The sequence below is a fragment of the Helicobacter mastomyrinus genome, from assembly GCF_039555295.1.
Lineage (GTDB): Bacteria > Campylobacterota > Campylobacteria > Campylobacterales > Helicobacteraceae > Helicobacter_C > Helicobacter_C mastomyrinus.
Window position 1 is genome coordinate 834,823 of record NZ_CP145316.1, and the last position, 23,845, is coordinate 858,667.

The 23,845-nt window shown below is 38.5% G+C and carries 21 protein-coding genes; 11 read left to right on the plus strand and 10 right to left on the minus strand.

The window, feature by feature from the left end:
* Positions 1-33 precede the first annotated feature (33 nt).
* Positions 34-906, minus strand: coding sequence for an alpha/beta hydrolase (locus tag V3I05_RS04135; protein WP_343354121.1), 873 nt, complete (start codon positions 904-906; stop codon positions 34-36).
* A 372-nt stretch (positions 907-1,278) separates the two neighbouring features.
* Here V3I05_RS04135 and V3I05_RS04140 point away from each other — a divergent pair, with 372 nt between their 5' ends.
* Positions 1,279-1,686, plus strand: coding sequence for a pyridoxamine 5'-phosphate oxidase family protein (locus V3I05_RS04140; RefSeq protein WP_343354122.1), 408 nt, complete (start codon positions 1,279-1,281; stop codon positions 1,684-1,686).
* A 599-nt stretch (positions 1,687-2,285) separates the two neighbouring features.
* On the opposite strand, the gene cydB is transcribed toward V3I05_RS04140, so the two are convergent.
* From cydB to V3I05_RS04155, 3 genes are read right to left on the minus strand one after another with little or no spacing between them, the layout of a single operon-like run.
* Positions 2,286-3,413, minus strand: coding sequence for a cytochrome d ubiquinol oxidase subunit II (gene cydB / locus V3I05_RS04145; protein WP_343354124.1), 1,128 nt, complete (start codon positions 3,411-3,413; stop codon positions 2,286-2,288).
* Entirely contained in the window at positions 3,413-4,981 is a 1,569-nt protein-coding gene (locus tag V3I05_RS04150; RefSeq protein ID WP_343354247.1) for a cytochrome ubiquinol oxidase subunit I, read from the minus strand. The genes cydB and V3I05_RS04150 overlap by 1 nt, the downstream gene beginning before the upstream one ends.
* A 15-nt stretch (positions 4,982-4,996) precedes the next feature.
* The gene (locus tag V3I05_RS04155) at positions 4,997-5,191 is read right to left on the minus strand and encodes a DUF4492 domain-containing protein (protein ID WP_300446723.1); all 195 of its coding nucleotides are present in this window, start codon (positions 5,189-5,191) and stop codon (positions 4,997-4,999) included.
* A gap of 318 nt (positions 5,192-5,509) precedes the next feature.
* Between V3I05_RS04155 and V3I05_RS04160 the strand changes: the two genes are divergently transcribed.
* Positions 5,510-7,783 (plus strand): dynamin family protein, encoded by a 2,274-nt coding sequence (locus V3I05_RS04160; protein WP_300446655.1) that lies wholly within the window; start codon positions 5,510-5,512, stop codon positions 7,781-7,783.
* Positions 7,784-7,802: 19 nt separating this feature from the next.
* The gene (locus V3I05_RS04165) at positions 7,803-9,677 is read left to right on the plus strand and encodes a dynamin family protein (protein WP_343354125.1); all 1,875 of its coding nucleotides are present in this window, start codon (positions 7,803-7,805) and stop codon (positions 9,675-9,677) included.
* Positions 9,678-10,545: 868 nt separating this feature from the next.
* Here V3I05_RS04165 and tsf read toward each other — a convergent pair.
* Together tsf and rpsB are read right to left on the minus strand one after the other, a co-directional pair.
* Complete coding sequence (gene tsf / locus V3I05_RS04170; RefSeq protein WP_295697847.1) at positions 10,546-11,613, minus strand: translation elongation factor Ts; 1,068 nt, start codon at positions 11,611-11,613, stop codon at positions 10,546-10,548.
* Position 11,614: 1 nt separating this feature from the next.
* Positions 11,615-12,409: a 30S ribosomal protein S2 gene (gene rpsB, locus V3I05_RS04175; protein WP_295697850.1), complete on the minus strand. Its 795-nt coding sequence runs from the start codon at positions 12,407-12,409 to the stop codon at positions 11,615-11,617.
* A gap of 346 nt (positions 12,410-12,755) precedes the next feature.
* Here rpsB and flhF point away from each other — a divergent pair, with 346 nt between their 5' ends.
* The 6 genes from flhF to fliY are packed head-to-tail and all read left to right on the plus strand — an operon-like array spanning position 12,756 to position 18,077.
* Entirely contained in the window at positions 12,756-14,210 is a 1,455-nt protein-coding gene (flhF, locus tag V3I05_RS04180; RefSeq protein WP_300446650.1) for a flagellar biosynthesis protein FlhF, read from the plus strand.
* A 23-nt stretch (positions 14,211-14,233) separates the two neighbouring features.
* A complete protein-coding gene (locus V3I05_RS04185) occupies positions 14,234-15,106 on the plus strand; it encodes a MinD/ParA family protein (RefSeq protein WP_295697854.1) in 873 nt (290 codons plus the stop codon).
* 19 nt (positions 15,107-15,125) lie between these two features.
* Entirely contained in the window at positions 15,126-15,467 is a 342-nt protein-coding gene (locus V3I05_RS04190; RefSeq protein WP_300446648.1) for a hypothetical protein, read from the plus strand.
* 9 nt (positions 15,468-15,476) lie between these two features.
* Positions 15,477-16,184 (plus strand): RNA polymerase sigma factor FliA, encoded by a 708-nt coding sequence (locus tag V3I05_RS04195; RefSeq protein WP_300446646.1) that lies wholly within the window; start codon positions 15,477-15,479, stop codon positions 16,182-16,184.
* The gene (fliM, locus tag V3I05_RS04200) at positions 16,177-17,238 is read left to right on the plus strand and encodes a flagellar motor switch protein FliM (RefSeq protein WP_295697859.1); all 1,062 of its coding nucleotides are present in this window, start codon (positions 16,177-16,179) and stop codon (positions 17,236-17,238) included. Before V3I05_RS04195 ends, fliM begins: the two co-directional genes overlap by 8 nt.
* Entirely contained in the window at positions 17,235-18,077 is an 843-nt protein-coding gene (gene fliY / locus V3I05_RS04205) for a flagellar motor switch protein FliY (RefSeq protein WP_343354130.1), read from the plus strand. Before fliM ends, fliY begins: the two co-directional genes overlap by 4 nt.
* Positions 18,078-18,311: 234 nt before the next feature.
* On the opposite strand, the gene V3I05_RS04210 is transcribed toward fliY, so the two are convergent.
* The 3 genes from V3I05_RS04210 to V3I05_RS04220 form a co-directional block, all read right to left on the minus strand.
* A complete protein-coding gene (locus V3I05_RS04210) occupies positions 18,312-19,256 on the minus strand; it encodes a site-specific DNA-methyltransferase (RefSeq protein ID WP_343354132.1) in 945 nt (314 codons plus the stop codon).
* Positions 19,257-19,527: 271 nt separating this feature from the next.
* On the minus strand, positions 19,528-20,064 hold the full coding sequence (locus V3I05_RS04215) for a dihydrofolate reductase family protein (RefSeq protein ID WP_300446641.1): 537 nt from the start codon (positions 20,062-20,064) through the stop codon (positions 19,528-19,530).
* 181 nt (positions 20,065-20,245) lie between these two features.
* Positions 20,246-20,542: a DNA alkylation repair protein gene (locus tag V3I05_RS04220; RefSeq protein WP_300446639.1), complete on the minus strand. Its 297-nt coding sequence runs from the start codon at positions 20,540-20,542 to the stop codon at positions 20,246-20,248.
* A 232-nt stretch (positions 20,543-20,774) separates the two neighbouring features.
* Here V3I05_RS04220 and V3I05_RS04225 point away from each other — a divergent pair, with 232 nt between their 5' ends.
* On the plus strand, positions 20,775-22,088 hold the full coding sequence (locus tag V3I05_RS04225) for an adenosylmethionine--8-amino-7-oxononanoate transaminase (protein ID WP_343354134.1): 1,314 nt from the start codon (positions 20,775-20,777) through the stop codon (positions 22,086-22,088).
* 127 nt (positions 22,089-22,215) lie between these two features.
* Here V3I05_RS04225 and flgG read toward each other — a convergent pair whose 3' ends face one another.
* Positions 22,216-23,004: a flagellar basal-body rod protein FlgG gene (flgG, locus tag V3I05_RS04230; protein WP_295697874.1), complete on the minus strand. Its 789-nt coding sequence runs from the start codon at positions 23,002-23,004 to the stop codon at positions 22,216-22,218.
* Positions 23,005-23,154: 150 nt separating this feature from the next.
* Here flgG and V3I05_RS04235 point away from each other — a divergent pair, with 150 nt between their 5' ends.
* Complete coding sequence (locus V3I05_RS04235) at positions 23,155-23,796, plus strand: trimeric intracellular cation channel family protein (RefSeq protein ID WP_300446635.1); 642 nt, start codon at positions 23,155-23,157, stop codon at positions 23,794-23,796.
* Positions 23,797-23,845: the final 49 nt, after the last annotated feature.

Consider the following 23,845-nt stretch of genomic DNA (forward strand, 5'->3'; position numbering starts at 1 on the left):
ACCTCTCACTCTATCCTTGCACACCACCAAAACCTATTTCCCCATAAAAGATTCTAGTCCTAGCATAAAGGCATCAGGTATAGAGCCGCCGTGTGTCTTATTAGTAATTTCTACAAAGACTACATTTTTTGGGTTAATAGCGGCCTTTTGGTAGATTTTCACCACAGATTGAATGTCATATAAAGGCTTTTTTGCATTAGGGGTTTTGTGTTTATTTTGCCCCTCTTTCTCTAAACTTCCGCGCGTAAAAATGATATGTGATTTGAGGGGAGCATTCTTTGCGACAAGCGTTTTATAAGATTCTATAAATGCCCCATTCCCCCACCATAGCGATGGAGAAGCACAGACATAATGTGTAAATGCCGCATTTGCGCTACTCATCGTATGCAGGACAAAAAGCCCTCCAAAAGAATGCCCAAAAAGCAGCTCTTTGCTAGGTGTGCCAAAACGTTTGTGTATGGTAGGCTTTACTTGATGAATGAGAAAATCGAGGAATGTATCTATCCCGCCGCCTCCACTAAACTCATCTTGCAGGTGCTTATCAAGTATAGGCGTGTAGTCATAAGTCCTTAGTTCCCTATCAAAAGCGAGTGTGCTATCGTGGGCAATGCTTACAATGATGGGTAATGCGTGGATAGAATCTGCGGCTTTATCTATCGCAATGGTATTAAGTAGCATAGGAAAAAATGCGTTTCCATCAAGTGTATAAAAAATGCTTGTGCTATCTATTTTTTGCTTAGGCTTAGCAATGTAAATGGTATAGAATCTCCCTGCTTTATTTTGCATACGAAAAGATTCTATATGAAAAAGTGCCTTTGCTTCTTGTGTGATAGCAGGAATCTCCTGCGAGGGTGCGCCATAGGTAAAGATGCACAGAAATGATAAAAAAGCTATGATGTGCTTCATTGTTTATCCTTGTTCAAATAAAGAATAATACATAAATTCACAGAAAATAACGACCAAATCCCGCAAGGGAATAGCAAAGGAAAATATTTATAGATACAGAATCTAATGGTGCATTCCACTATCATAAAGCATATATTAGAATGTTGTACTCTACCTTGAACACGTTATAAAATAATAAAACTTGCTCCTCTCTCATACGCAGTCCTTAAACTTTCCTCAAAAAGCCCAAAGCCGCACATTAAAGAGCTCTCTAGGAAATAGCAGTAAGTCTAAGTGCGGCTTTAGCAGTATAAATGCTTGAAGGTATTACACTGCAAAGGGAGAAATTAAGATAAAATAAGGGCTGAATTTACATTAATTAAAGGAGATTCTATGACACTTGAAAATATTGTTACTTTTTTAGATACAAATGCTCCGGCGTTTTTAGCCACATTAGGCACTTGTGGTAATCCTCGTTTGCGTCCTTTCCAAAGCCCACTTTTATATGGGGATAAAATCTACTTTTGTACCTCAAATGCTAAAAATCTCTACAAACACATACAAGCCCATAGCGGGATAGAGATTTGCTCTTGTGCGGCAGATGGCACATTTTTACGACTAAGGGGAAATGCTGTGTTTGAAAATAATCTAGCGGTAAAACAAGCGATGTTTGCGAAATTTGAAAGCGTTAAGGCAAAATACACTACGCCTGCAAATCCCTCATTTGAAGTCTTTTATCTTGCAAATCTAAGTGCAAGAAAACAAGCCCTAAATGGCGACATAGAGATGTATAAGGCTTAGAACCCCGCCCTGTTTGATGGGGCTATTCTCCTTTTTCCTCTTGTTTCTCTATCTGCGTGATGTTAAGCAAAATAAACTTATAGCATAGATAAATTACCACAACCCATACAATCAACATAAGAATAGAAGTGAGCATATCGCCTCCTTAATATAAATTTATTCTTTTTTTTGTATTGTATCACATTATAAGGTTTCCCCACTTTTTAACCCCTCCCGCTTCAAAGATATGCCTCTCGCCCCACATTTGCAAAATGAGTCTATTAAGTTTAGAATCTTTGTTCTATTTTCTTTTTGCATTAAGGGGGAGGGGCTTAAATATGCAAGTGTAGGCTGGTGCTAAAACACAAGCGTGAGGTCGCTCCCTCCCCTTATATCCTCCAACCCTACGACGCTTTAAAGAGATTAACACTTCGTGCGATTGATTTTATACAAGTGAGGATATACTTCACTTGTGGGGAGAACAAAGATTCTATACTTTAAAGAAACTCACTTTGTCCTTACGGGATTTACTACGCTGTATGCAAGTGTGGATTCACTCCAAACGAGCAAGATTAAGCGATGATAAAACCACAACAGCGTAGATTTATAAGCATAATAGCTTAATACGTATGAGAATCTCCCTCTATCTCACTTTTAGTAATCTTCACCCTATCCATCTTATGCCACACATACACGATATAAGCCACCACAAAAGGCACTAGTAAGGACACATAGCCCATTACAGAGAGTGTGTAATAGCTCGAGGAAGCATTTTGTATAGTAAGGGAGCTTTGCAAATGCGCGATAGAAGGGTAAAATGCACTTTGTCCCAACCCCACGTTTAAAAGCACCGTCATACCCACAAACACACTGCCTGCACCTAGAGGAAAAATGCCTCTTGTGCTGCCCCTAAAGACATTCATATAAATCCCTGCTAATACCGCTCCCACGCCCACAAACAATCCCACTATCAAATAAGGCATATCTAAAAAATTATGCAAATACACATAATCACGCAACTCCACTCTGCCATCTACCCCCACATAGAATCCACTTTTTAGGCAAATCCACACTAAAAACCCAAGTATGCAAGGCACAAAGGCGATACTCGCTATAAGGATAGCTTTTCTAGCACGTTTAGCAATTTGCATATCATCAATATTATTTAAAAAATAACTCGCCCCTAGAATCTGACTTAAAAACACTAGAGCTAATCCTAATAAATAATTTCCCCCATTAAGCAGCGCCTCTAGTCCTCTGCTTGCCACACTCCACGCTACAAAGTTATGTTCATCAAGCACAAAATGAGCGCCACTAAAAAATGTGCTTAACGCCACGCCGATGAAAAACACGCCAAAAACGCCATTAATCCACAAAAATGCCTCATATACCCTTGAGCCAAGCATATTTCCTGCTTTTTTACGATATTCATAGCTCACCGCCTGAATGATGAAGCAAAACAAAATCACAAGCCACACCCAATACGCCCCGCCAAAGCTTACGCTATAAAATAATGGAAACGCAGCGAAGCACACACCACCAAAAAGCACCAAAGTAGTGAATCCAAGCTCCCACTTGCGCCCCAAAGCATTAATAAGCATAGATTTTTCTAACTCATTTTTAGCGACAAAAGGCAAAAGGCTCTGTCCGCCCTGCACGAAAAACATAAACACAAGCAGCCCACCAAGCACACTTACCACAATCCACCAATATACCTGCAATCCTGCCAAATCAAGCCCAAAAAACATCACTTGCCCCCTTTTTGCACACTTTGCATTAAAGGCGTATGCTCTTCCTCAAAACCCTTTTTAATACTTCGCACCATAATGCTTATTTCCGCACAAAGCAGGGTAGTAAAGAGAATCGTAAAGATGAAAAAAGATATTTGCACATTCACGCTTGAGAGATTTGTAGCAGCAATCCCTACCGGAAGCAAATCCTGTATCGCCCAAGGCTGCCGCCCCACTTCTGCAACTATCCACCCCGCTTCAGCAGCGATATAGCCAAAGGGAATTGCTATCACGCATAACCATAGAATCTTGCGGAATTGCACAATATTATTCGCCATTGCTAAATAAAGCACCACGACAAAGAGCACAAAAAACGCGCTGCCTAAGGCTACCATTAAATGAAAACTATAAAAAGTCAAAGCAATGGGCGGTATCGCCTCTTGTGGTGCGTGCAAATACCCATAGCCAAAATCCTTTATGTGCGTTTGTATCACTTCTTTGAGTGCATTCATCGCCTCTGTGTCATTCTGTGCCTTTGCTTCTTTATAGTCTTTGAACGCCTGCAGAGCAATTTTGCCATTTTGGATTCTAGAATCTATCCCTACAACACCCTTTTCCTCATTCCCATAGAGCAAATCCTCAATACCCGCTACAAAGCTATCTGGGCTGCGATTGCCCAAGATAGAGAGGGCATAGGGTATAGTTATGTCAAACAAAAATACCTCTTTATCATCGCCGGGCTGTTTGCTAGGATTTAAAATCCCAAAGGCAGTGATTCCCGCACGATGCTCTCCTTGATAAATACCCTCCATTGCGGCAAGTTTCATTGGTTGGTGTTGTGTTACCCGATAGGCGCTTTCATCACCGCTAAAAAATAAAAATATAGAGGTAATAAGTCCAAAACTCGCCCCTACCACAAGGCTTTTTTTCGCCTCGCTGATAAATCGCCCTTTTAATAGATAAAGCGCGGAAACACCCACGACAAAGAGCGCAGAAATGACATAGCCACTTGCCACCGTGTGGAGAAACTTTGGGATTGCCACAGGAGAGAGAGCCACCTCCCAAAAGCTACTCATCTCATTACGTGCACTATCGGGATTAAATATCGTGCCGATGGGATATTGCATCCAGCCATTTGCCACGAGTATCCAAAACGCGCTGAGATTGCTCCCTAAGGCGACGAGCCAAGTAGAAAGCAAATGGAATCTTTTAGAGACTTTATCCCAGCCAAAAAACATAACCGCAAAGAATGTAGCCTCCAAGAAAAATGCCATAATACCTTCAACCGCTAAGGGTGCGCCAAAAATATCACCCACAAACCAGCTATAATTTGCCCAATTCGTGCCAAACTCAAATTCCATAATAATACCCGTAGCCACGCCAATGGCAAAATTAATCGCAAAAAGCGTTAGCCAAAAGCGCGTGATTTTACGCCATTGGGGATTATTGGTTTTGACATAAATGCTCTCCATAATCGCTATGACAAAAGAAAGCCCTAATGTCAAAGGCACAAACAAAAAATGATAAAGTGCAGTGAGGGCAAACTGCGCCCTGCTCCAATTCACGCTTGAAAGCTCATTTAGCATTTCCATAGCATCTCCTTAGTGTTTTTGGGCGGTCAGATTGTCTATCACAAATGCGCTTTTGTTTTCATTGCTGCCTAGTGTTGAGAGACTATTATCATAGATACATATTTTTAGTATCACAAAAATAACAAGAATCTTTATAATGATAATTTTCCATAATGTTTTACCAAGTGTCAAATGTTTAAATCCATCAATATATAACATAGCCATTTTTTTCACAAATCTCACGCAAATACCTTTTAAATTATCACATAACAAAGCGCAGGATTTTAACAAATTTCATACATTTTATGGCATCAATTTGCCACTTTTTTGCAACAAAATCGCCCTATTTTGAGCGATAATGATAATTTTATTTTACTTTTTGTGTTTTGATGTAAAATTACACTTTCTTTATAATGTGAAATGTAAAATCATTAGATTTAAACTAAAAAGTCTTTATTCTCTCCGCAAGTGAGGAATACCCCCCGCTTGTATAAAATCGCACGATAATGCAAACCTCATTAAAGTGTAGCAGAAGGATAAGTAATGCCGATTTTGGAACAATATTTTAAAACTTTTCACCACCTGCCGCCGCCTAGCGCACCCTCATCTACCGCACCTATTCAAGCGCCATTAGACTTTTTAAGCATTTTATTTTGTGTGAATGAGCGCAATCTGCCGCTTTTTACACAATGCCAAAGCTTTATAGACATACTCCATACTTTTGCCCTCCCTTATCAATCCCCTATACAAAACACCAATTTGCTAGATTCTATCCTTGATTTACAGGCACATATCCTCACTGAAAATCCCCATATTTTAGAATCTTTGCTGCCTTATTTTGCAAAGCTCAATCTCGCCTCTGTGATAAATGATGATGAGTTAGCCCAATTTGTCGCCTTAAAAAATGCTGCCTCACATTTGCATAATGCCATATCTCAAACGCCTAAAACCGCCATAGCAAAAGATACAAAAGCACTACGTGAAGCTTTTTATACCATTTATGAATCACTTCTCCCCCTGCTACCAAATGCCCAAGACACTCTCGCACAGATAAAAGCAAAACTTGAAGAGCAGCATTTGTGCATTGGCGTTACAGGTGTGCTAAGTGCGGGGAAATCCACCTTTTTAAACGCCCTTTTAGGAGAGGAGATTCTAGGCAGCTCAAATATCCCAGAAACAGCTAATCTAACGATCTTGCGCTATGGAGACAAAACAAGCGCAAAAGTGCATTTTTGGAGCAAGGAGCAATGGGCGGATTTATGCGAGGAGGGCGAGTATGATGAACATCTTAAAGTTTTTGTGGCAGAGTGCAAAGCGCATTTTGGCAAGGAACTTGAGCGCTACATTACCCAGCCTCACACATCACAAGAGATACAAGCCCAACAGCTTAGTGCTTACACTTCTGCTAATCACCCCAGCAAATTATGCAATTTGATTCAAGAAGTCGAGCTTTTCACACCATTGGATTTTCTCAAAAATGGCGTGGAGATTGTTGATACACCCGGGCTTGATGACCCCATCACTAAACGTGAGGACATTACCCGCGCTTATATGCAACGTTGCGATATGCTAATCCACGTGATGAATGCTAGCTGTGCGGCAACGCAAAAAGATATTGATTTTATTTTAGAATCTTTATTAGAGCAAAATATATCACGGCTACTTGTGGTGCTAACGCGCATTGATTTATTAAGCAAAGATGAGCTTAATGCCTCGCTTGAATACACCAAATCAAGCCTTATCACTCAGCTAAAAAACGCTAACTACAAAGGCGATATTGCCCAAATCATCTCACGTATTGACTTTATCCCTCTTGCAGGATATGCCGCCCTGCTTCATCGCACTGCTACTGCCACAAGTGATATAAATATCACATTAGAGCAAAGCGGGATTTTAGATATAGAATTATATTTACAAAAAATGCTTTTAGGGGAGGATAGCCTTAAGGCTCGGGATATGCTGTATCTTGCTTATAAGGCATTGCACAAAATCGCACAAGAGAGCGCGGAGGCAATCTCACTGAAAACCGCCCTACTCAATGCAAACAAGGCAGATTTAGAAAAAATTATCGCTAAAGAAAAAGCCCATAATGAAACACTTTTGCGTGAGTTAGTATCTTTAGAATCCCAATTCAATGCCCTCTATGATGAGCTAAAAAACTTCCTCCACGCCCTCCATTCCCTTAGTGCTAATACCCTCTCTAAAGTCGCCACAATCCTTAGAGACAAGATTTTTGATGATATGATGTATGATTACGGGCGGGGCGCGAGGATAGAATCTAGTGCTTTGCATAAAATGATAGAGCTAAGTTTAAAAGACTGCTTTGCCGATATTGGACGAGAATATCGCTATAAATTAAGTAAAAAAATCACACAGCTAAAAGATGCTATCGCTGCAACAGAAGAACCCACGCTCCCACCCATTCACTTTCAGCTTAAAAACGCCGAGATTGCACCCATTATGCAGCCACTACTCAATGATATAACCGCACTTATCAAATCTGCCAAAAAAGACCAAAGCTTAAAAAATGCTCTAGAAGCACTTTTTAACACACTTTTTTCATCTTTTGCTACCCTCATTGAGAGCAAGAATAAAGAAATTAACACACTCTTTATGGCACATTTTGATGAAATTGCCCAATATCAAAAAACACTCATTCACACAAAAATCGCACAAAAAGAGCAAAGCCTCCAAACTGCATTAGCTCAGCACGATAAAGGCGACACGCAGGAGCAAAAACAAGCCCTTGACGCACAATACAAGCAGCTCAAAGCCCTTATAGATAAGATAGAAAATGCGTTAGGGTATTTGCATTAAATAAAGCATAGGAAGCAAGATGAAAGACATAACTAAAAACACGCAAAGCCCACTTTTAGAGCGATTTATCACAGAATATATCCAAGCGAAAAATCAAGCCCTGCAAAAGAGCAATCCCCTCCACGCCCTCATTGACAAAGTCCAATATCTGCTAAGCCAAGTAACGCCACTAGATTCCCACACGCTCCATACCTTGCAATCGCTCCATCAAAGCATACAAGAGCCGATGAAAATCGCTATTATAGGGCAGTTTAGCAGCGGCAAATCCACATTTTTAAATGCACTCTTAGGGCAGAGTATCCTCCCTAGCGGGATTACACCAATTACGGCTAAGATTTGTCATATCACTTATGGGGTGGATTACGCACTTGAGATTACCTATAAAAATGGTAACACCGCCACTAAGCCTCTCTCCTATCTCGCGCAAGTAAGCACGGCTGAAAATGCAAAAATTGCCTTTTACAAACTCTATGCACCATTACCACTGCTTAAAAGCATTAACTTCCTTGATACGCCCGGATTTAATTCCCTTAATCAAAGCGATACAGACACGACAAACGCTATGTTAGAAAATGTAAATGGCATTATTTGGCTTACCCTTATTGATAATGTCGGCAAACAAAGCGAAAAGGAGATTATCCTTTCACACATCAAACGTTACGCGAGTAAGAGCCTCTGTGTGCTAAATCAAAAAGATAGATTAAAAAATCAAGCCGAGATTGATGTGAGCCTTGAATATGCAAAAAAGGCATTTGCAGGGCTTTTTGAGGACATCATCGCCATATCGGCAAGAAATGCACTCCTCTCTTATGAAGCATTGCAAAATACGCAAACACAGGCAAACAATACCACAGAATCTGCTCAAGCAGCAGCTTTAAGGGCAGATTCTCATATTGATGATGTGATTGCATTTTTACAAACGCATATCGCGCCCCAAGCCACACAGGCAAAGGAGCACACCATACGCACTAAGTTACGACAGCTTACACTTACCTTTGCGCGTTTAAGCCTCCACACCACCTTGCGTTTTAAAGGGCTTCAATCGCTCCTTTCATATTCACCTATAACTTTTAGTGAATCTTACCCTCAAAGTGCATTCTATAAGTCATTTCCTACACTTTTTCATACTCTTGAATCTCAACTTGAGACACTCACGCAACATATTTATGCTGCCCTTGAAAAGACACAAAAAGACTTCATACGAATAGATAAAAAATTTGGTATTACAAAGGCATATCAGCAGCCAAAGGAGATTACTACGCTTCCTAGAGAGCGGTTAAGCCTAAGTTTGTGTGATATGGATTCTCATTTTGCGAGAGATTTTATCAAACTTGGTTTTGATATGAATGCCAAAGGAGCCGAGTTTGAATCCTTGCTACAATCCCACATAGGGAATTTGAAAAGCCTTATCATACAATGGGGGCAATCCTTTATCCCCGTCTTACAAGGCCCACTTTTGCAAAAGAGCATTGATAACATAATAAGCGATTATGAGCATTTAGTAAGAGAGCATTGTGAGCGGCTAAATGCACAATTTATGCTATTTAGCAAGATTCTAAGCTTGAATTATCCTCTTGCAATTAATCTCTGCCTTAATACAATTAGCCTAAAAATCCAAGAAGCCCTAGAAAAGCATAGCAAAAGTCCTGACACGCTCCCACTTTTTAACCCTACCCTAGAAAATATCCGCGATGAGCTAAATAATGGGCTACACTTTGGCTTTTTACAAGAGCATTTATTGACCCAGCCTTTGCATAAAAAGGCATTATGGCAATTTGAATACGACCAAAAGGCATTATGTAAAAAACAATGCGAAGCAATCGCTACCCACAAAGAGCAATATATGCATCACTATACACAGCTTAAAGCCCTCCTAAAGGAGCTAAAAGTATAGCCAAAAGGTATAATCTCTTGTTTAATCCTAGCTCTCTATGTTTGTGTAAATTATTTGGCTAGGGACAACGTGATGAGCCTTTGGTTTGCTACAGGAGGTAATATCAAATTTTCCACCTAGCAAATAAACAATCTAAAAGAATCAAAGAAGTAAATTTGGAAAACTTTAGCAACCCCACCCCCTGCGCTTAAAACAGAAGCAAGAAAGCACCTTTGCGTAATGGCTTTAGCGAAGTTAGCATTTCCCACCTAGGACTAAGAAGCGATTTTAAGCAGATTTATATCTTTTCTCTAAGAATCTTTTGCTCAAGATGAATTTAGATAAGATAAAAAGCACATTATCGCGACTCTTAGCACGATTAATGCAGATTCTAATCTTGCACAAAAGGAGTCTCCCATTATATTGTCCCTATCTTTATATCAAAAATTTTGAGCGATACGTTTATCAAAATATCGCTCTCTTAACTCTTTTAAGTATCTTGGCATCCATCGATAAATGTATTGAATATCCTTGTAGCATAATGCAATAAAGAATCCTACTCCCTCTATGGAGCAAGGTGATAAAGTGGCACTCTTCACTTATGAGCAGAAAAATCTTCGCAAATACTATAAAAACAATCTATTTGAACACACCAAAACATCTACCCCCTTTTATACCTGAATAAATTTGCTATTTTTGTGCTGATACAACAGCTATGGGTAACATCAAATGTATGCCTTATATCATAACAACTAAGCGAAAAATGAGATAAAGATTAATTGACAAATGGAGTAAAAAGCAAATTTTTTAGGGTGAATATACATACTCACAATAAGATAAAAGCAGTATTGTTGAATACGGGAAGAAAATCCCGCAAAATTAGCATATATTATTGCATTTGCGCGGCGACTTCTGCAGCAAAATCCTCGACTTTTTTCTCAATACCCTCGCCCAATTCAAAACGGATATATTGCACAATCTCAATGCTATCATTTAGCTCTTTACCCCTAGATTCTAGCACCTGTGCGATAGTTTTCTTATCATCCATTACATAAAATTGCCCTAGCAATGTCATACGTTGGTCAAGCAAAGTGCTATCAGCCACAAAGCGCTCCATTTGTCCGGGCAAAATTTTATCCCAAATTGCTTCGGGTTTGCCTTGTGTTTTTAAATCCTCGCGCAATTTTTGCTCCTGGGCTTTTAGCACAGATTCTGTCAGTTCATTACGGCTAATGTATTCTGGAATCTTATGCAATGGCTTACCAAGCCTTTTAAGCTCCTCGTTTTCTTTAGTGAGTTCAGCGATAATAGCAACCTTTTCCTTCTGTATAAAGTCATTATCAAACTCTGTGTAGCTCAATACTTGTGGCTTCATCGCCGCTGCGTGCATACAAATACCCTTAGCAAGCTCTACACAAGCAGCTCTTGAGCTATCTTTGGTATATTTCATAGCAATCAACACTCCCACTCGCCCATTTGAATGTACATAGCCATTGATGATACCATTGCCTTGAGCTTCTACGCTCGCTATGCGGCGCACGACAATATTTTCACCAATTTTTGCGATATTTTGCTGGAGATATTCCTCAAATTTCACGCCATTAACACTCATTGTATGTAGCTCTTGTGTGCTTGAAAGTGAATGCTCATACACAATTTTTGCTGTATGAGCTACAAGCTCTTTAAATGTCTCATTTTTTGCCACAAAGTCAGTTTCAGAATTTATCTCAATAATACTTGCCTTACTATAATCACTTGCCACTTCTACGCTTACAATACCTTCACTCGCTACTCTATCGGCTTTTTTAGCGGCTTTGCTTAAACCCTTTTCTCTTAGATACTCTACGGCTTTGTCAATATCGCCATTGGTTTCCACAAGTGCCTTTTTACAGTCCATCATACCCGCATCTGTCATCTCGCGGAGTTGTTTTACAAGCTGTGCTGAAATATCTGCCATATTATTCCTCCTCTTGCATATCTTTGGCGATTTCTTGCGTTACCTCATCAAGTAATGCTTCTTTTTCTTCGTCTGTCACGGGCACACTTTGTACTTCTTGCTCATCTTGTTCGTCTTTATTTTCAGCCCTTCCTTCTAAAATCGCCGCGCTGATTTCCTTACAAAAAAGTTGAATAGAGCGAATCGCATCATCGTTCCCCGGAATAGGATAATCCACCATATCAGGGTCGCAATTTGTATCTAATGGAGCAACTACGGGGATTCCAAGTCTTCTCGCCTCTGCTACGGCGATTTTTTCCTTTGCTGCATCAATAACAAAAATCATATCTGGAGCTTTTTTCATATGGCGCACACCGCCCAGATACTTATCTAACTTTTCTTTTTTGCGTTGTAACATTAATTTTTCTTTTTTAGTGAGCAAATCAATTTGCCCACTGCTTTCCATTTCTTCGATGATTTCAAGTTTGCGCACAGATTTTTTAATCGTGCTAAAGTTTGTAAGCATACCGCCAAGCCAACGATAATTCACATAGGGAGCATTGGTCATTTCTGCATAGGTTTTGAGTGTTTCACTCGCTTGTTTTTTTGTCCCTACAAACATAATCACTTTGCCCTCACTCGCGGCTTCTTTGACAATATTATAAGTATAGCGGAAGTATCGCAAAGTCTTTTGCAAATCGATAATGTGGATATTCTTTCTCACGCCAAAGATAAAACGTTGCATCTTTGGATTCCAACGGCGTGTTTGATGCCCAAAATGTACACCGCATTCAAGTAAATCTTTCATTGTTACCATAGTAGTCTCCTCAAAAGTAATGTGGTTTATCCTCCATACCCCTTAACAAAGCTTAAGCAAAAGCTATTGCAACCTTACAAGGATTGGTATGTGTGAATTTGTCCGCCAAAATCGCCATAAAGCAATCTGCCATAAAGCAATCTTTTGCAAAACAAAGGGGGCGATTTTAGCCTCTTTTCTCTAAAGTTTAGCTTATATCTTAAGACTCTATTTCTTTATTGCGGCTATATATTTAAAGATTTAAAAAATTCATAGTTAAGATGATGGAATTTAAACGTTTGCTTAAGCCCAACAAAGTTACAATATATATTTCAAAAAACTTTAACATTATATACAGGCGGATACCATGGCAGAAAAACATTATACTTTTATGGGAGATACACCAGCACAAGCTCTCAAAAAAGCACAAGAAACTCTGGGTGATGATATTATGCTTGTAGAAAATAAAGAAATTCGAAAAAAATCACTTACTCAATCGAGTTTATACGAGATAGTAGTAAAAGTTGATGATGAAAGCATAGAATCCAACAAAGCACAACAAAAACAAGAACAAGATGAAGCTAAAGCACATAGCAATAGTGTGCAAAAAAGACTTGATGAAATTGCAGAAAAAGAAATGGCAAAAAAGCGCAAAAAAGCGCAAAAACCCAAGATTTATGATGAAGTTACCTTACAGCTTTCTGATGCAGTAAAGCAAATCTCACAAATTGCTAATGTCCCAAGCAATATGCCCGAAAATCCAAGGATTCAACCTTCTCCTCGCACTTCTATAACAAATCTTAACAACACAGTCAAAAAAGCAAATATCAATATTGATGAGCGCGCAAACGATAAGATTCAGGACTTACAACAAACGCGCTTAGCTCAAAATATCAATGAAAAACTCGAGCTTAAAGCCATCAAAAACGAGCTAGGCGAACTCAATGACAAAATGAAGATTATTCAAAGTATGCTCTGGGAAGAAAAAAGCCCAAAAAGCGAAGGGATAAATATACCACAAGAGTTTGCAGAGATTTATAGAATTGCTAAGAGCAGTGGTATGAATAAAGAGCATTTAGATACGATTATGCAGCTTTCTTTGGAGCTTATGCCACTAAAAATGCGCTCAAACTCTACAACCATTAAGCGATATTTCCGCGAAGTGCTACGCAAAATGATTTACTGCCGAAGTGAGAACCTCCAAAATAATACTAAAAAAGTTATGATGCTTGTAGGACCTACAGGTGTGGGTAAAACAACCACTCTTGCCAAACTTGCAGCACGTTATTCTTTAATGCTAAATGCTCGCTATCGCGTAGGTGTAATTACCCTTGATACCTATCGCTTAGCAGCCGTGGATCAGCTAATGGCGTATGCACGTATGATGAAACTTAGCATTGATACCGTGATAGAACCTCAAGAGTTTGGTAAGGCGCTGGATTCTCTTAGGCATTGTGATTTTATCCTCATTGATACAGCAGGGCATTCCCAGCACGACCGCCACAAACTACAACTTCTTAAAAGTTATCTCAACAATGATTATAAGATTGATATAAGCCTTGTTTTAGCCGTCAATACAAAATATGAAGATTTGCGCGATACCTATAATGCTTTTAGCGAATTTGATATTGATACTCTTATTTTTAGCAAACTCGATGAAAGCCGCCATTTTGGGAATATGTTTTCACTTGTATATGAAACTAAAAAACCAATTTCCTATCTATCAATTGGGCAGGGTGTGCCTAATGATTTGATATTGGCCGGAAATGACTATTTGGTGGATTGTTTGCTTGATGGATTTAGACGCCCAGAATCTAAGTAGCATAGAGTTATATGGAGGCAAAAATGATACAAAATCAAGCCTATGAACTTCAATCTCTTATACAAAGTCAAGACAAACGTAATTTTAGTGATACAAAATTCATCGCTATCACTTCAGGCAAAGGTGGTGTGGGAAAATCAAGCATAAGTGCGAATCTAGCCTATTGTTTATGGAAATTAAAAAAACGCGTAGCTGTCTTTGACGCGGATATTGGCTTAGCAAACCTTGATTTAATTTTTGGCGTAAAATCGCAAAAAAATATCCTTCACGCCTTACGTGGGGAAGCAAGCTTTCAAGAGATTATTCACCCTATACAAGATGGATTGTATCTTATCCCTGGTGATAATGGTGATGAAATACTCAAATATGCCAATAGCGGGGTATTTGAGCGATTCTTGCAAGAAAGCGATATTCTAGACAATATTGACTATATGATTATTGATACAGGTGCGGGAATTGGAGGTATTACACAAAATTTCTTAAATGCAAGCGATATGGTCGTAGTGGTTACTATGCCTGATCCTTCTGCGCTTACTGATGCATATGCGACTATCAAGCTTAATGCCAAGGTTCGCAATGAAATTTTTATGATTCTTAATATGGTAAAGAGTAATAAAGAATCACAACTTGTCTTTGAACGCATTGAAAATCTTGCACGCAAAAACATTCCCTCTCTCCATCTGTATTTGTTAGGTTTCATTGAGCAAAGCCCAACAATAGCAAAAGCCGTGCGTGCTAGGGAACTTTTTGTCAAAGCAGAGCCATTAAATGCAGTAAGTGGGCAAATTGAAGTTATCGCACATAATCTTGTCTCCAAAATGGAACACAATATGCTTAATTCTCCTCAAAAAAAGCATTTTGCTGATTTTTTAAGGCGGGTGCTTGGCTATCTCTAAAGACAAGTAAGGGTAATATATGAAGCCAGATAATTATATGAGTTTTAGCATTGTGGCGGGATTTTTCATAGGACTTGCATTTGCTATTAGTAAATTTGATGAGCCTGAATTTATGGTGCTATGGACAATCATTACAACAATGGGAATTTATCTTATCGTTGCAGTAAGTGTGTCATTATATTTTCGATTTTTGGATTTCGAACGCTCAAGATTAAAAAAACAAAAACTTGAGAATGCTTTAGAATACTATCGACTTGAATTTGATAAACGCGAAAAAGAATCAACTAAGATTCGTAATTTTATTAGAAGTATGGAATCTGGTGATGAAGATATAGAGCCTCAAAATGGTAACGCAAGCTAGGAGAAATATGTGAAAAGCATTAATAAAAATAATGGATACAATCAAACGCTTAAATATGCTCAAGATGAGCTTGCCTTACAATATTTGCCTGCGGTAAAAAGTATGGCATTTCGCCTTAAAGAGAGATTGCCTAGCTCGATTGAAATGGCGGATTTGGTATCCATTGGCACAGAAGAGCTCATTAAGCTTGCACGCAGATATGATAGCAATATCAACGATTCGTTTTGGGGTTTTGCAAAAACGCGGGTTAATGGCGCAATGCTGGATTATTTACGTAATCTTGATATTCTCTCCCGTGCTAATCGTAGATTGGTAAAACATATAGATTATGAAATTTCAAAATACTTTAATGATCATCAAGAAGAACCAAGCGATGAGTATTTAGCAAAGATTCTCAATGAAGATGTAGCCAAAATAAAAGAGGCGCGTATAGCTTCTGATGTATATGCACTTGTGCCAATTGATGAACAATATAATGCCATTTGTGCAGAAAACATCCTCGAAGATGTGCAGCACGAAGAGCTTATGGAGATTATCCATAAGATATTAAAAAAACTTAGTAGCAGGGAGCAAATGGTAATCCAGCTCTACTACTTTGAAGAGCTTAGTCTAAAAGAGATTAGCGAGATTTTAGAAATTACAGAATCCCGCATTTCGCAAATTGCAAAAGAAGTGATTAAGAAGATTCGACAAGCACTAGGAGATATAAATGGCTGATATACTAAGTCAAGAAGAAATTGACGCCCTCTTAGAGGTTGTCGATGATGAGGGCGATACCGCCGAGATAGAAAAGCAGGATATCACACATCAAAAGCAAGTTACACTTTATGACTTCAAACGTCCCAATCGTGTGAGCAAAGAGCAGCTTCGCGCATTTAAATCAATCCACGATAAAATGGCACGTAGCCTTTCATCGCAAGTTTCTGCGGTAATGCGGAGTATTGTGGAGATTCAGCTTCATAGTGTGGATCAAATGACGTATGGGGAATTTTTGATGAGTTTGCCCTCACCCACGAGCTTTAATATTTTTTCAATGAAGCCACTGGAAGGGGCGGCAATTTTAGAAATAAATCCTAGCATTGCCTTCCCTATGATTGATAGGCTTTTAGGCGGGAAGGGCGACCCTTATGAAAATTCCCGTGAATTTAGTGATATTGAGCTCAATCTCCTTGATACCCTCTTGCGGCAAATTATGCAGAATCTTAAAGAGGCGTGGGCATCAATAACAGAAATTTATCCCTCCGTAGATGCTAAAGAATCTAGCCCTAATGTCGTGCAAATCGTAGCACAAAACGAAATTGTGATTATGGTGGTGATGGAAATTATCATCGGGCATAGTAGCGGTATGATGAGCCTTTGCTATCCTGTGATTTCCCTAGAAACAGTGCTTTCGCGTTTAGCAAGTCGTGATTTAATGCTCAGCGATACAAGCTCAAAGAAAAGCCGCAACAAAGAGCTTCAAGCCTTGATTGCTGGAGCGAATGTCATTGTTAGTGGATATTTGGGGAATGCTACGCTCACATTAAAAGAAGTTTTGGATTTACAAGTAGGTGATATTGTGCGGCTTGATAGGGCGGCTGATGATACGATACTTGTTTCTGTTGATGGACGCGAAAGATATATAGCGACTATTGGATTGCAACGTTACCGCAAAACACTGCAGATTCAAGAGGTTATCAAAACAGAAAAAGACCAAGTCAAAGAAGTGCTTGAAATGCTTGAAGCACAACGTAAGAATAGAATAGCCGATATCGCCGAGGAGGGAGAATGAAAGCATTTATAGATTTAATTATCGCTGAAACGACTGCCACTATTGAGGGCTTGATGGGCAAAACACCCAATGTAACACACACAAGTGATAGCGATGTAAGCCTTGAGAATCTCCCTGTGTCCTATGCAATAAGCTACATCACAGTAAGCGGTGATGGGAACGGCGAACTTGGTATGATTGTGCCTGTAGAAATGGCAACAGCACTCGCTGATATGATGCTTGGCGGTGATGGAGAAGCAAAAAATGAAATGAGCGATGATGATTTAGATGCGATAAAAGAAATTAGCTCTAATATTTTTGGTGCTATCTCCACATCACTTAATGCACAAAAAGAACTGCCAAAGCTTAATTTTAACTGCACCAATATTGAATTTATCACTCAAGATATAGAACTATCTCGCTTTAATAAAGCCTATGTTTTTAACTTTTTATTAGAACCTATTCAATCAAGTTTTATCGTTTTGGCAAATGCAGATTTTGCAAACTTATTTGAAACCAATACCCGGCAGAGTGCGCAAGATACAAATACAGAATCTACCTCCGCACAAACTAATCATATACTTTCACCCACAGAATTTAAAAATATTAATATGATTTTAGACGTGCGCCTCAATGTCAAAGTGCGTATTGGGCAAAAACGAATGCTCCTTAAAGATGTGATAGCAATGGACATTGGGAGTGTGATAGAGCTTAATCAACTCGCTAATGATCCATTAGAAATTCTTGTTGATGATAAGGTGATTGCTAAAGGAGAGGTGGTGATTGTCGATGGGAACTTTGGAATACAGATTACTGACATTGGCACTAAGCGCGATAGACTAGAGCAGCTAAGAGGCTAGCAAATCACTGACAAACTAGCCGATAAACGAGAGTTTATACCCAGCTCCTTTAAAACAAAGACAACCTTTTATTTTAAAATCTTTCTTACCTAAACTTAAACTTTAAGAAAATAATCTTACTCAATTGCCCGCTTACCCCTACTAAGATAAATCTTACAAAACAATGCAAAAAATCTTTTTGATTTACTCATTATGTTAAAGAGCGCTCCATTCGCGCCTATACTCATCTCTACATTATAAGTAGGCTTTAAAGGATATGCCTATATTCTCCCCCTTTACCTCCATCACTCGCTTTTTGGCAAACTTAAAATATGCCTCCTCAATCTCAAATCCTATAAATCTGCGCTTGTTTTGCAATGCCGCAAGTGCTGTCGCACCAGAGCCGCAAAAGGGGTCAAGCACGAGATGGTTTTCTTGCGTAAAAAGGCGGATAAGATGAGAGAGGAGCTTTATAGGCTTAGGGGTTAGATGAGGGGTTTTTGCTTTGCTTTCACTTTTGCGACTGTGCTTTGAGACTTCCATCACATTACCCGGAAATTTACCATCTAAACTTGCTTTTGTGTCAATTAATCCTAGCTTATATTCCTGCCAATTTTGCAAAAAAGTGCCGTTTTTGGGCTTTTGTGCCATTACCATAGGTTCAATTTGTGGCTTTAACTGCGGAGTTTTGTATCCCTCTAGCTCTGCTATTAATGCCGCCTTTTGTGCCGCACTTAAATGCTTATCTTTTTTGATAAAATGGCTCTGTGAGAATGCCTTTGCCTGTCCCTCATATTTCCACACGAGCATATCGCGGATTTCAAATCCCGCTACATCGATACTCATCGCCATTGCGTGATAGAGCCTTGCTTGTGAAAAGACAATGCAGAATCCTCCGGGCTTTAAGATTCTATAAAATTCCTTAGCGATAGGATTCATAAATGCCTGTAATCTTGTGCTTTGATTCTTATCAAACTTCATTCCCACAGGTAGCCCGCCAATCACTCCAGATTTTAAAGCCTTGTTTTTAAGATTTTTATCATTCCATTCACTTCCCATTCCGTCAATAAAATAAGGTGGGTCAGTGATGATACAATCAATAGAATTTTCTGCAAGTTCTTTTAAGGCTATGCGACAATCTTTGCAATAAATTTGACAATTTTCATCTATCAATTCTAAATTCTCAAATATTTTTGTCATCACCTCTCCTTATAATTTTCATTAAATATACCATTTTGCTTTTACAAAATTCTTTTTATTAAAAACTGCTATTTTCAAGCACTTTCAAAGTGCGGTAGTTGCTTTGAGTTTTGTTAAAATCGTATTAAGCAACATTCGCTACATCACCTTAAAATCACAAAATTTGTGCAACCATTTAATATTATAATAAATATAGTTTTAACTTAATAATATAAATAATATATTTAATTAAAGATAGCAACAAAAGACACAAAAAGCAAAAAACTAGAAGTTATCTTCGTGTATAGATTAAATCTGTCATACCATTATATGAGCGTGTACTAAGCAATCTTAGCCTAATCTCATATTTTGTATTTTCAAAAAGCCTAATACCTGAACCCAAAATTGTGGGAATGATTGTAATATAATAATAATCAATCAAATCCTCCCTCACCAACTGCTGAATGAGATTTGCGCCACCACATATCCAAACATCTTTTCCATCTTCTTCTCGCAGTTTCTTTACCAACTCAACAGGACTTTCATCAGTAAAACGGATATTATCACAAGATACACATTTCTTGTGCGTTATGACATAGCTTATAAACTCATCATAAACCCATTTTTCGGCGGAAAGTTCAGTAATGATGTGATAATATGTATTCCACCCCATCAAAATAGTATCAATATCTTTCACAAAGCTAGAATATGAATCGATATTCTCATCATCATTGCCCTGTCCAACTAGCCAATCAACACCGCCTTTGCTATCTGCAATATATCCATCAAGGCTCATCGCAATAAATAAACGGATTTTTCTCATTTGCATATCTCTCCAAATCCTAATTCCGCTCTATTTCAGCTTAAAAATTGCTTCTTTCAGGTATATAAAGCTTCCCCGATCAATAGTTTGTTTAGTATTTAAATGCGTTTACATTCTTATCAATTTAACCTTTTCTTTTTGCTTATTATATCCTTTTGCTTTTATAAAATTCTTTTACAAATTTATCTCAATATACTTGCCCGCTTCTTTGATACTTAAAAACCGAAAGGGAATCTTTGTGTTTTTGCAAAAATGCGCTTATCCATTGTGGGTTATACTTACTAAAATCACACAAAGCCCAGCCAATAACCTTATTGATGAAAGGTTCCTTGTGATTGAGATTATTTATTATGATAGATTCTAAAAGTTGCGTATTTGTGCGCTCTTTGCGTAAAAGTTGGTGCAAAATAGCTATGCGCCTTAACCAGATATTACTATCCTTTGAGTATTCTAGCAATGTTGCATTCACACTTTCATCTTGCAAATCCTTAAAATAACCCCTTGAAATGCTTTTCTTAGCTTACTTTGTATATCTAAAAATACAAATTGACTTTTCATTTTAACCATTAGGGCTGCAATTTGTGGGTTTTGATGAGCTTTAAAGATGCTTAAAAGGGCGTTTATCAAGATTCATTGCTTATCAAATTCCTTATAATTTTTTCAAGATTATATCAACTTTGTTTTTATAAAATACTAATTATTTTAAGGAAAATTTAATGCAAAATCTAGCTTTAAATCCAAACAATCAAGATTTAAAAAACCTCGATTTAGCACATATTTGGCATCCTTGCACCCAGATGAAAGACCACGAAAATATCCCGCTAATCCCTATCAAAAAAGCAGACGGAATGTATTTGTATGATTTTGATGGGGCAAGGTATATGGATTGCGTAAGCTCGTGGTGGGTCAATCTTTTCGGGCATTGCAACGCACAAATCGCAGCAGCGATCAAAAGTCAAGTTGATGAATTAGCTCATATTATCTTAGCAGGATTCTCACACGAGCCTATTATTCGCCTTTCTCAAAGGCTTTGCAAGCTTACAAACTTTGATAAATGCTTTTATGCGGATAATGGCTCAAGTGCGATTGAAGTAGCGCTGAAAATGAGTTTTCACTATCATCTTAACACAAGCAAAAAGAAAAATAAATTCCTAGCGCTTAGCAATGCCTATCACGGTGAGACTTTGGGGGCTTTAAGCGTGGGTGATGTGAGTTTGTATAAGGATACTTATGCACCCTTGCTTTTAGAGTGCCTGACAACGCCCGTGCCAAGCGGAGAGGACTTTGAAAAAGAGCTTAAAGCCTTAGAATCTATACTTCAAACACGCACGGAGGAGCTTTGTGCCTTTATCTTAGAGCCTTTGATTCAATGTGCAGGAAATATGAATATGTATAGTGCGGCTTTTATCGATGAGGCGATTAAATTATGCCATCAATTTGGGGTGCAAGTGATTTTTGATGAAATCGCTGTGGGCTTTGGACGCAGTGGCAGTATGTTTGCAATGGAGCAATGCAGGGAAAAACCAGATTTTTTATGTCTCTCTAAAGGCATTACGGGCGGATTTTTACCTTTGTCTGTGGTACTAGTAAAAGATGAAATATATAATGCCTTTTATGCAGAATATGAAAGCAATAAAGCCTTTTTGCATTCACACTCTTATACGGGCAATGCCTTAGCGTGTAGTGCGGCAAATGCGGTGCTCGATATTTTTGAAATGCAAAATGTGGTGGCAAAAAATAAGGAAATGTCAAAATATATCGCCGATGAATTTCAATCTTTAAAAGATTTTCATTTTTTAGGAAATTTTCGCCAAAAGGGAATGATATATGCCTTTGATATTTTGCAAAGCCCTTACAAAAGAGCGGGGCTTGAGGTGTTTAAAAGGGCTTTAAAAAAGGAGCTTTTATTGCGTCCGCTTGGAAATACGATTTATTTTATGCCTCCTTATATCATCACTAAAGAGCAGGTGCGCTATGTGAGGGAGAGCTTGGAAGCAATATTTAGGGGGTTTAAAACTCAACTTTTATAGATTTCACCTATTTTTAAGAAATCTAAAAAATAAAATTCTCTTAAATGCAAAAATGCAATGCAGCTTCTTCTTACTGATTATAGCTAAAGTCTCTTATCCCCATATTCTAATTTATAAAGAATAATTATTATCGCTTCAAGCTATTGACCGTTTGCAGCATAGAATCTGCAGTTTGAATCGTTTTTGAATTTGCTTCGTAGGCTCTTTGCCCGGTAATTAAATCTGTCATTTCTTCAACCAACTTTACATTGCTGATTTCTAAAAATCCCTGTCTTAATTGCCCAAAGCCATCGAGTCCTGCTACTCCAGCTATGGGATCGCCTGAAGCATTGGTATTAATAAATAAATTATCACCCAAAGAGTGTAAACCCGCAGGGTTAATGAAATTTACAATTTCAATTTGTCCTAAAATATTCACTTCCGTTTCATTCCCCTCAACCACACTCACCGTCCCATCAGTGCCAATATTGATTTGTGTCGCTCCCTCAGGTATAGTAATTTCAGGTATTAAACGATAACCATCGGCATTGACTACATTGCCTTCATTATCAAGCTTAAAACTCCCTGCACGTGTATAGGCAATATTCCCATCAGGAAGCTCGATTTGGAAGAATCCATTGCCTTGAATGGCAATATCAAGATTGTTTTCTGTCTCTTTTGGGTGCCCTTGAGAAAACATCTTTTGAATTGCCACAGGACGTACACCAATGCCTACCTCAATACCTGTGGGAGAGATAGTCGTCTCGCTCGTGCTTGTGCCTGCATATTGCAACACTTGATAAAACAAATCGGCAAATTCCGCCCTCTGCTTTTTGTAGCCAGTGGTATTGACATTGGCGATATTATTTGATGTCGTATCGATTTGTAACTGCTGCCCTAGCATACCTGTGGTGGCAGTATAGAGAGACCTCATCATTGTGCTATCCTTTGCATTTAGAATCTTGTGCGTTTTTATGCATATCTTTAAAGCAAATGTGATTCCATAAAATATATTTTCTAATTTTCTAAGCTCTATCAAGTTAGAATACCTTTAATTTTTTAGATGAACAATAGGGCAAGGAGAAATATGCTCATTACTACACTTTATGTGATTGCCATCACAGCTGAAGGTATAACAGGCGCACTTGCCGCAGGAAAGCATAAAATGGACCTTTTTGGCGTGATGTTTATCGCGCTTGTTACGGCTATTGGCGGAGGCTCTATTCGTGATATTCTATTGGAGCATTATCCGCTCACTTGGGTGGCTCACCCTCAATATGTTGTGCTTATTTGTGTTGCTGCACTACTTACGACAAAAGTCCCCCGCGTAGTGGCACGTTCAGAAAATGTATTTTTAACACTCGATGCAGTGGGGTTGGTTGTCTTTAGCATTTTGGGCGCACAGGTGGCTATTGATAAGGGTTATGGCTTTATTATCGCGGTCAGCGCGGCGGTGATCACAGGAGTGTTTGGCGGGATTTTACGTGATATTTTATGTATGCGGATTCCCCTTGTGTTTCAAAAAGAAATTTACGCAGGAATTGCCATTATCGCGGGAGCGATTTATTACGCACTGCTTGAATATATTAAACTTGATATAATGCTTGCAACACTCATTACCTTAGCTATTGGTGTGAGTGCAAGACTACTCGCAATTTTTTATAAGCTCTCTTTGCCTGTATTTACTTATAGCGAGGAAGAAGACAAGGACACAAATAAGCCCTTATGATACTTTTAGATTCTTTTTATACAATGCTATTTTTAGTTTGTTTCATTAG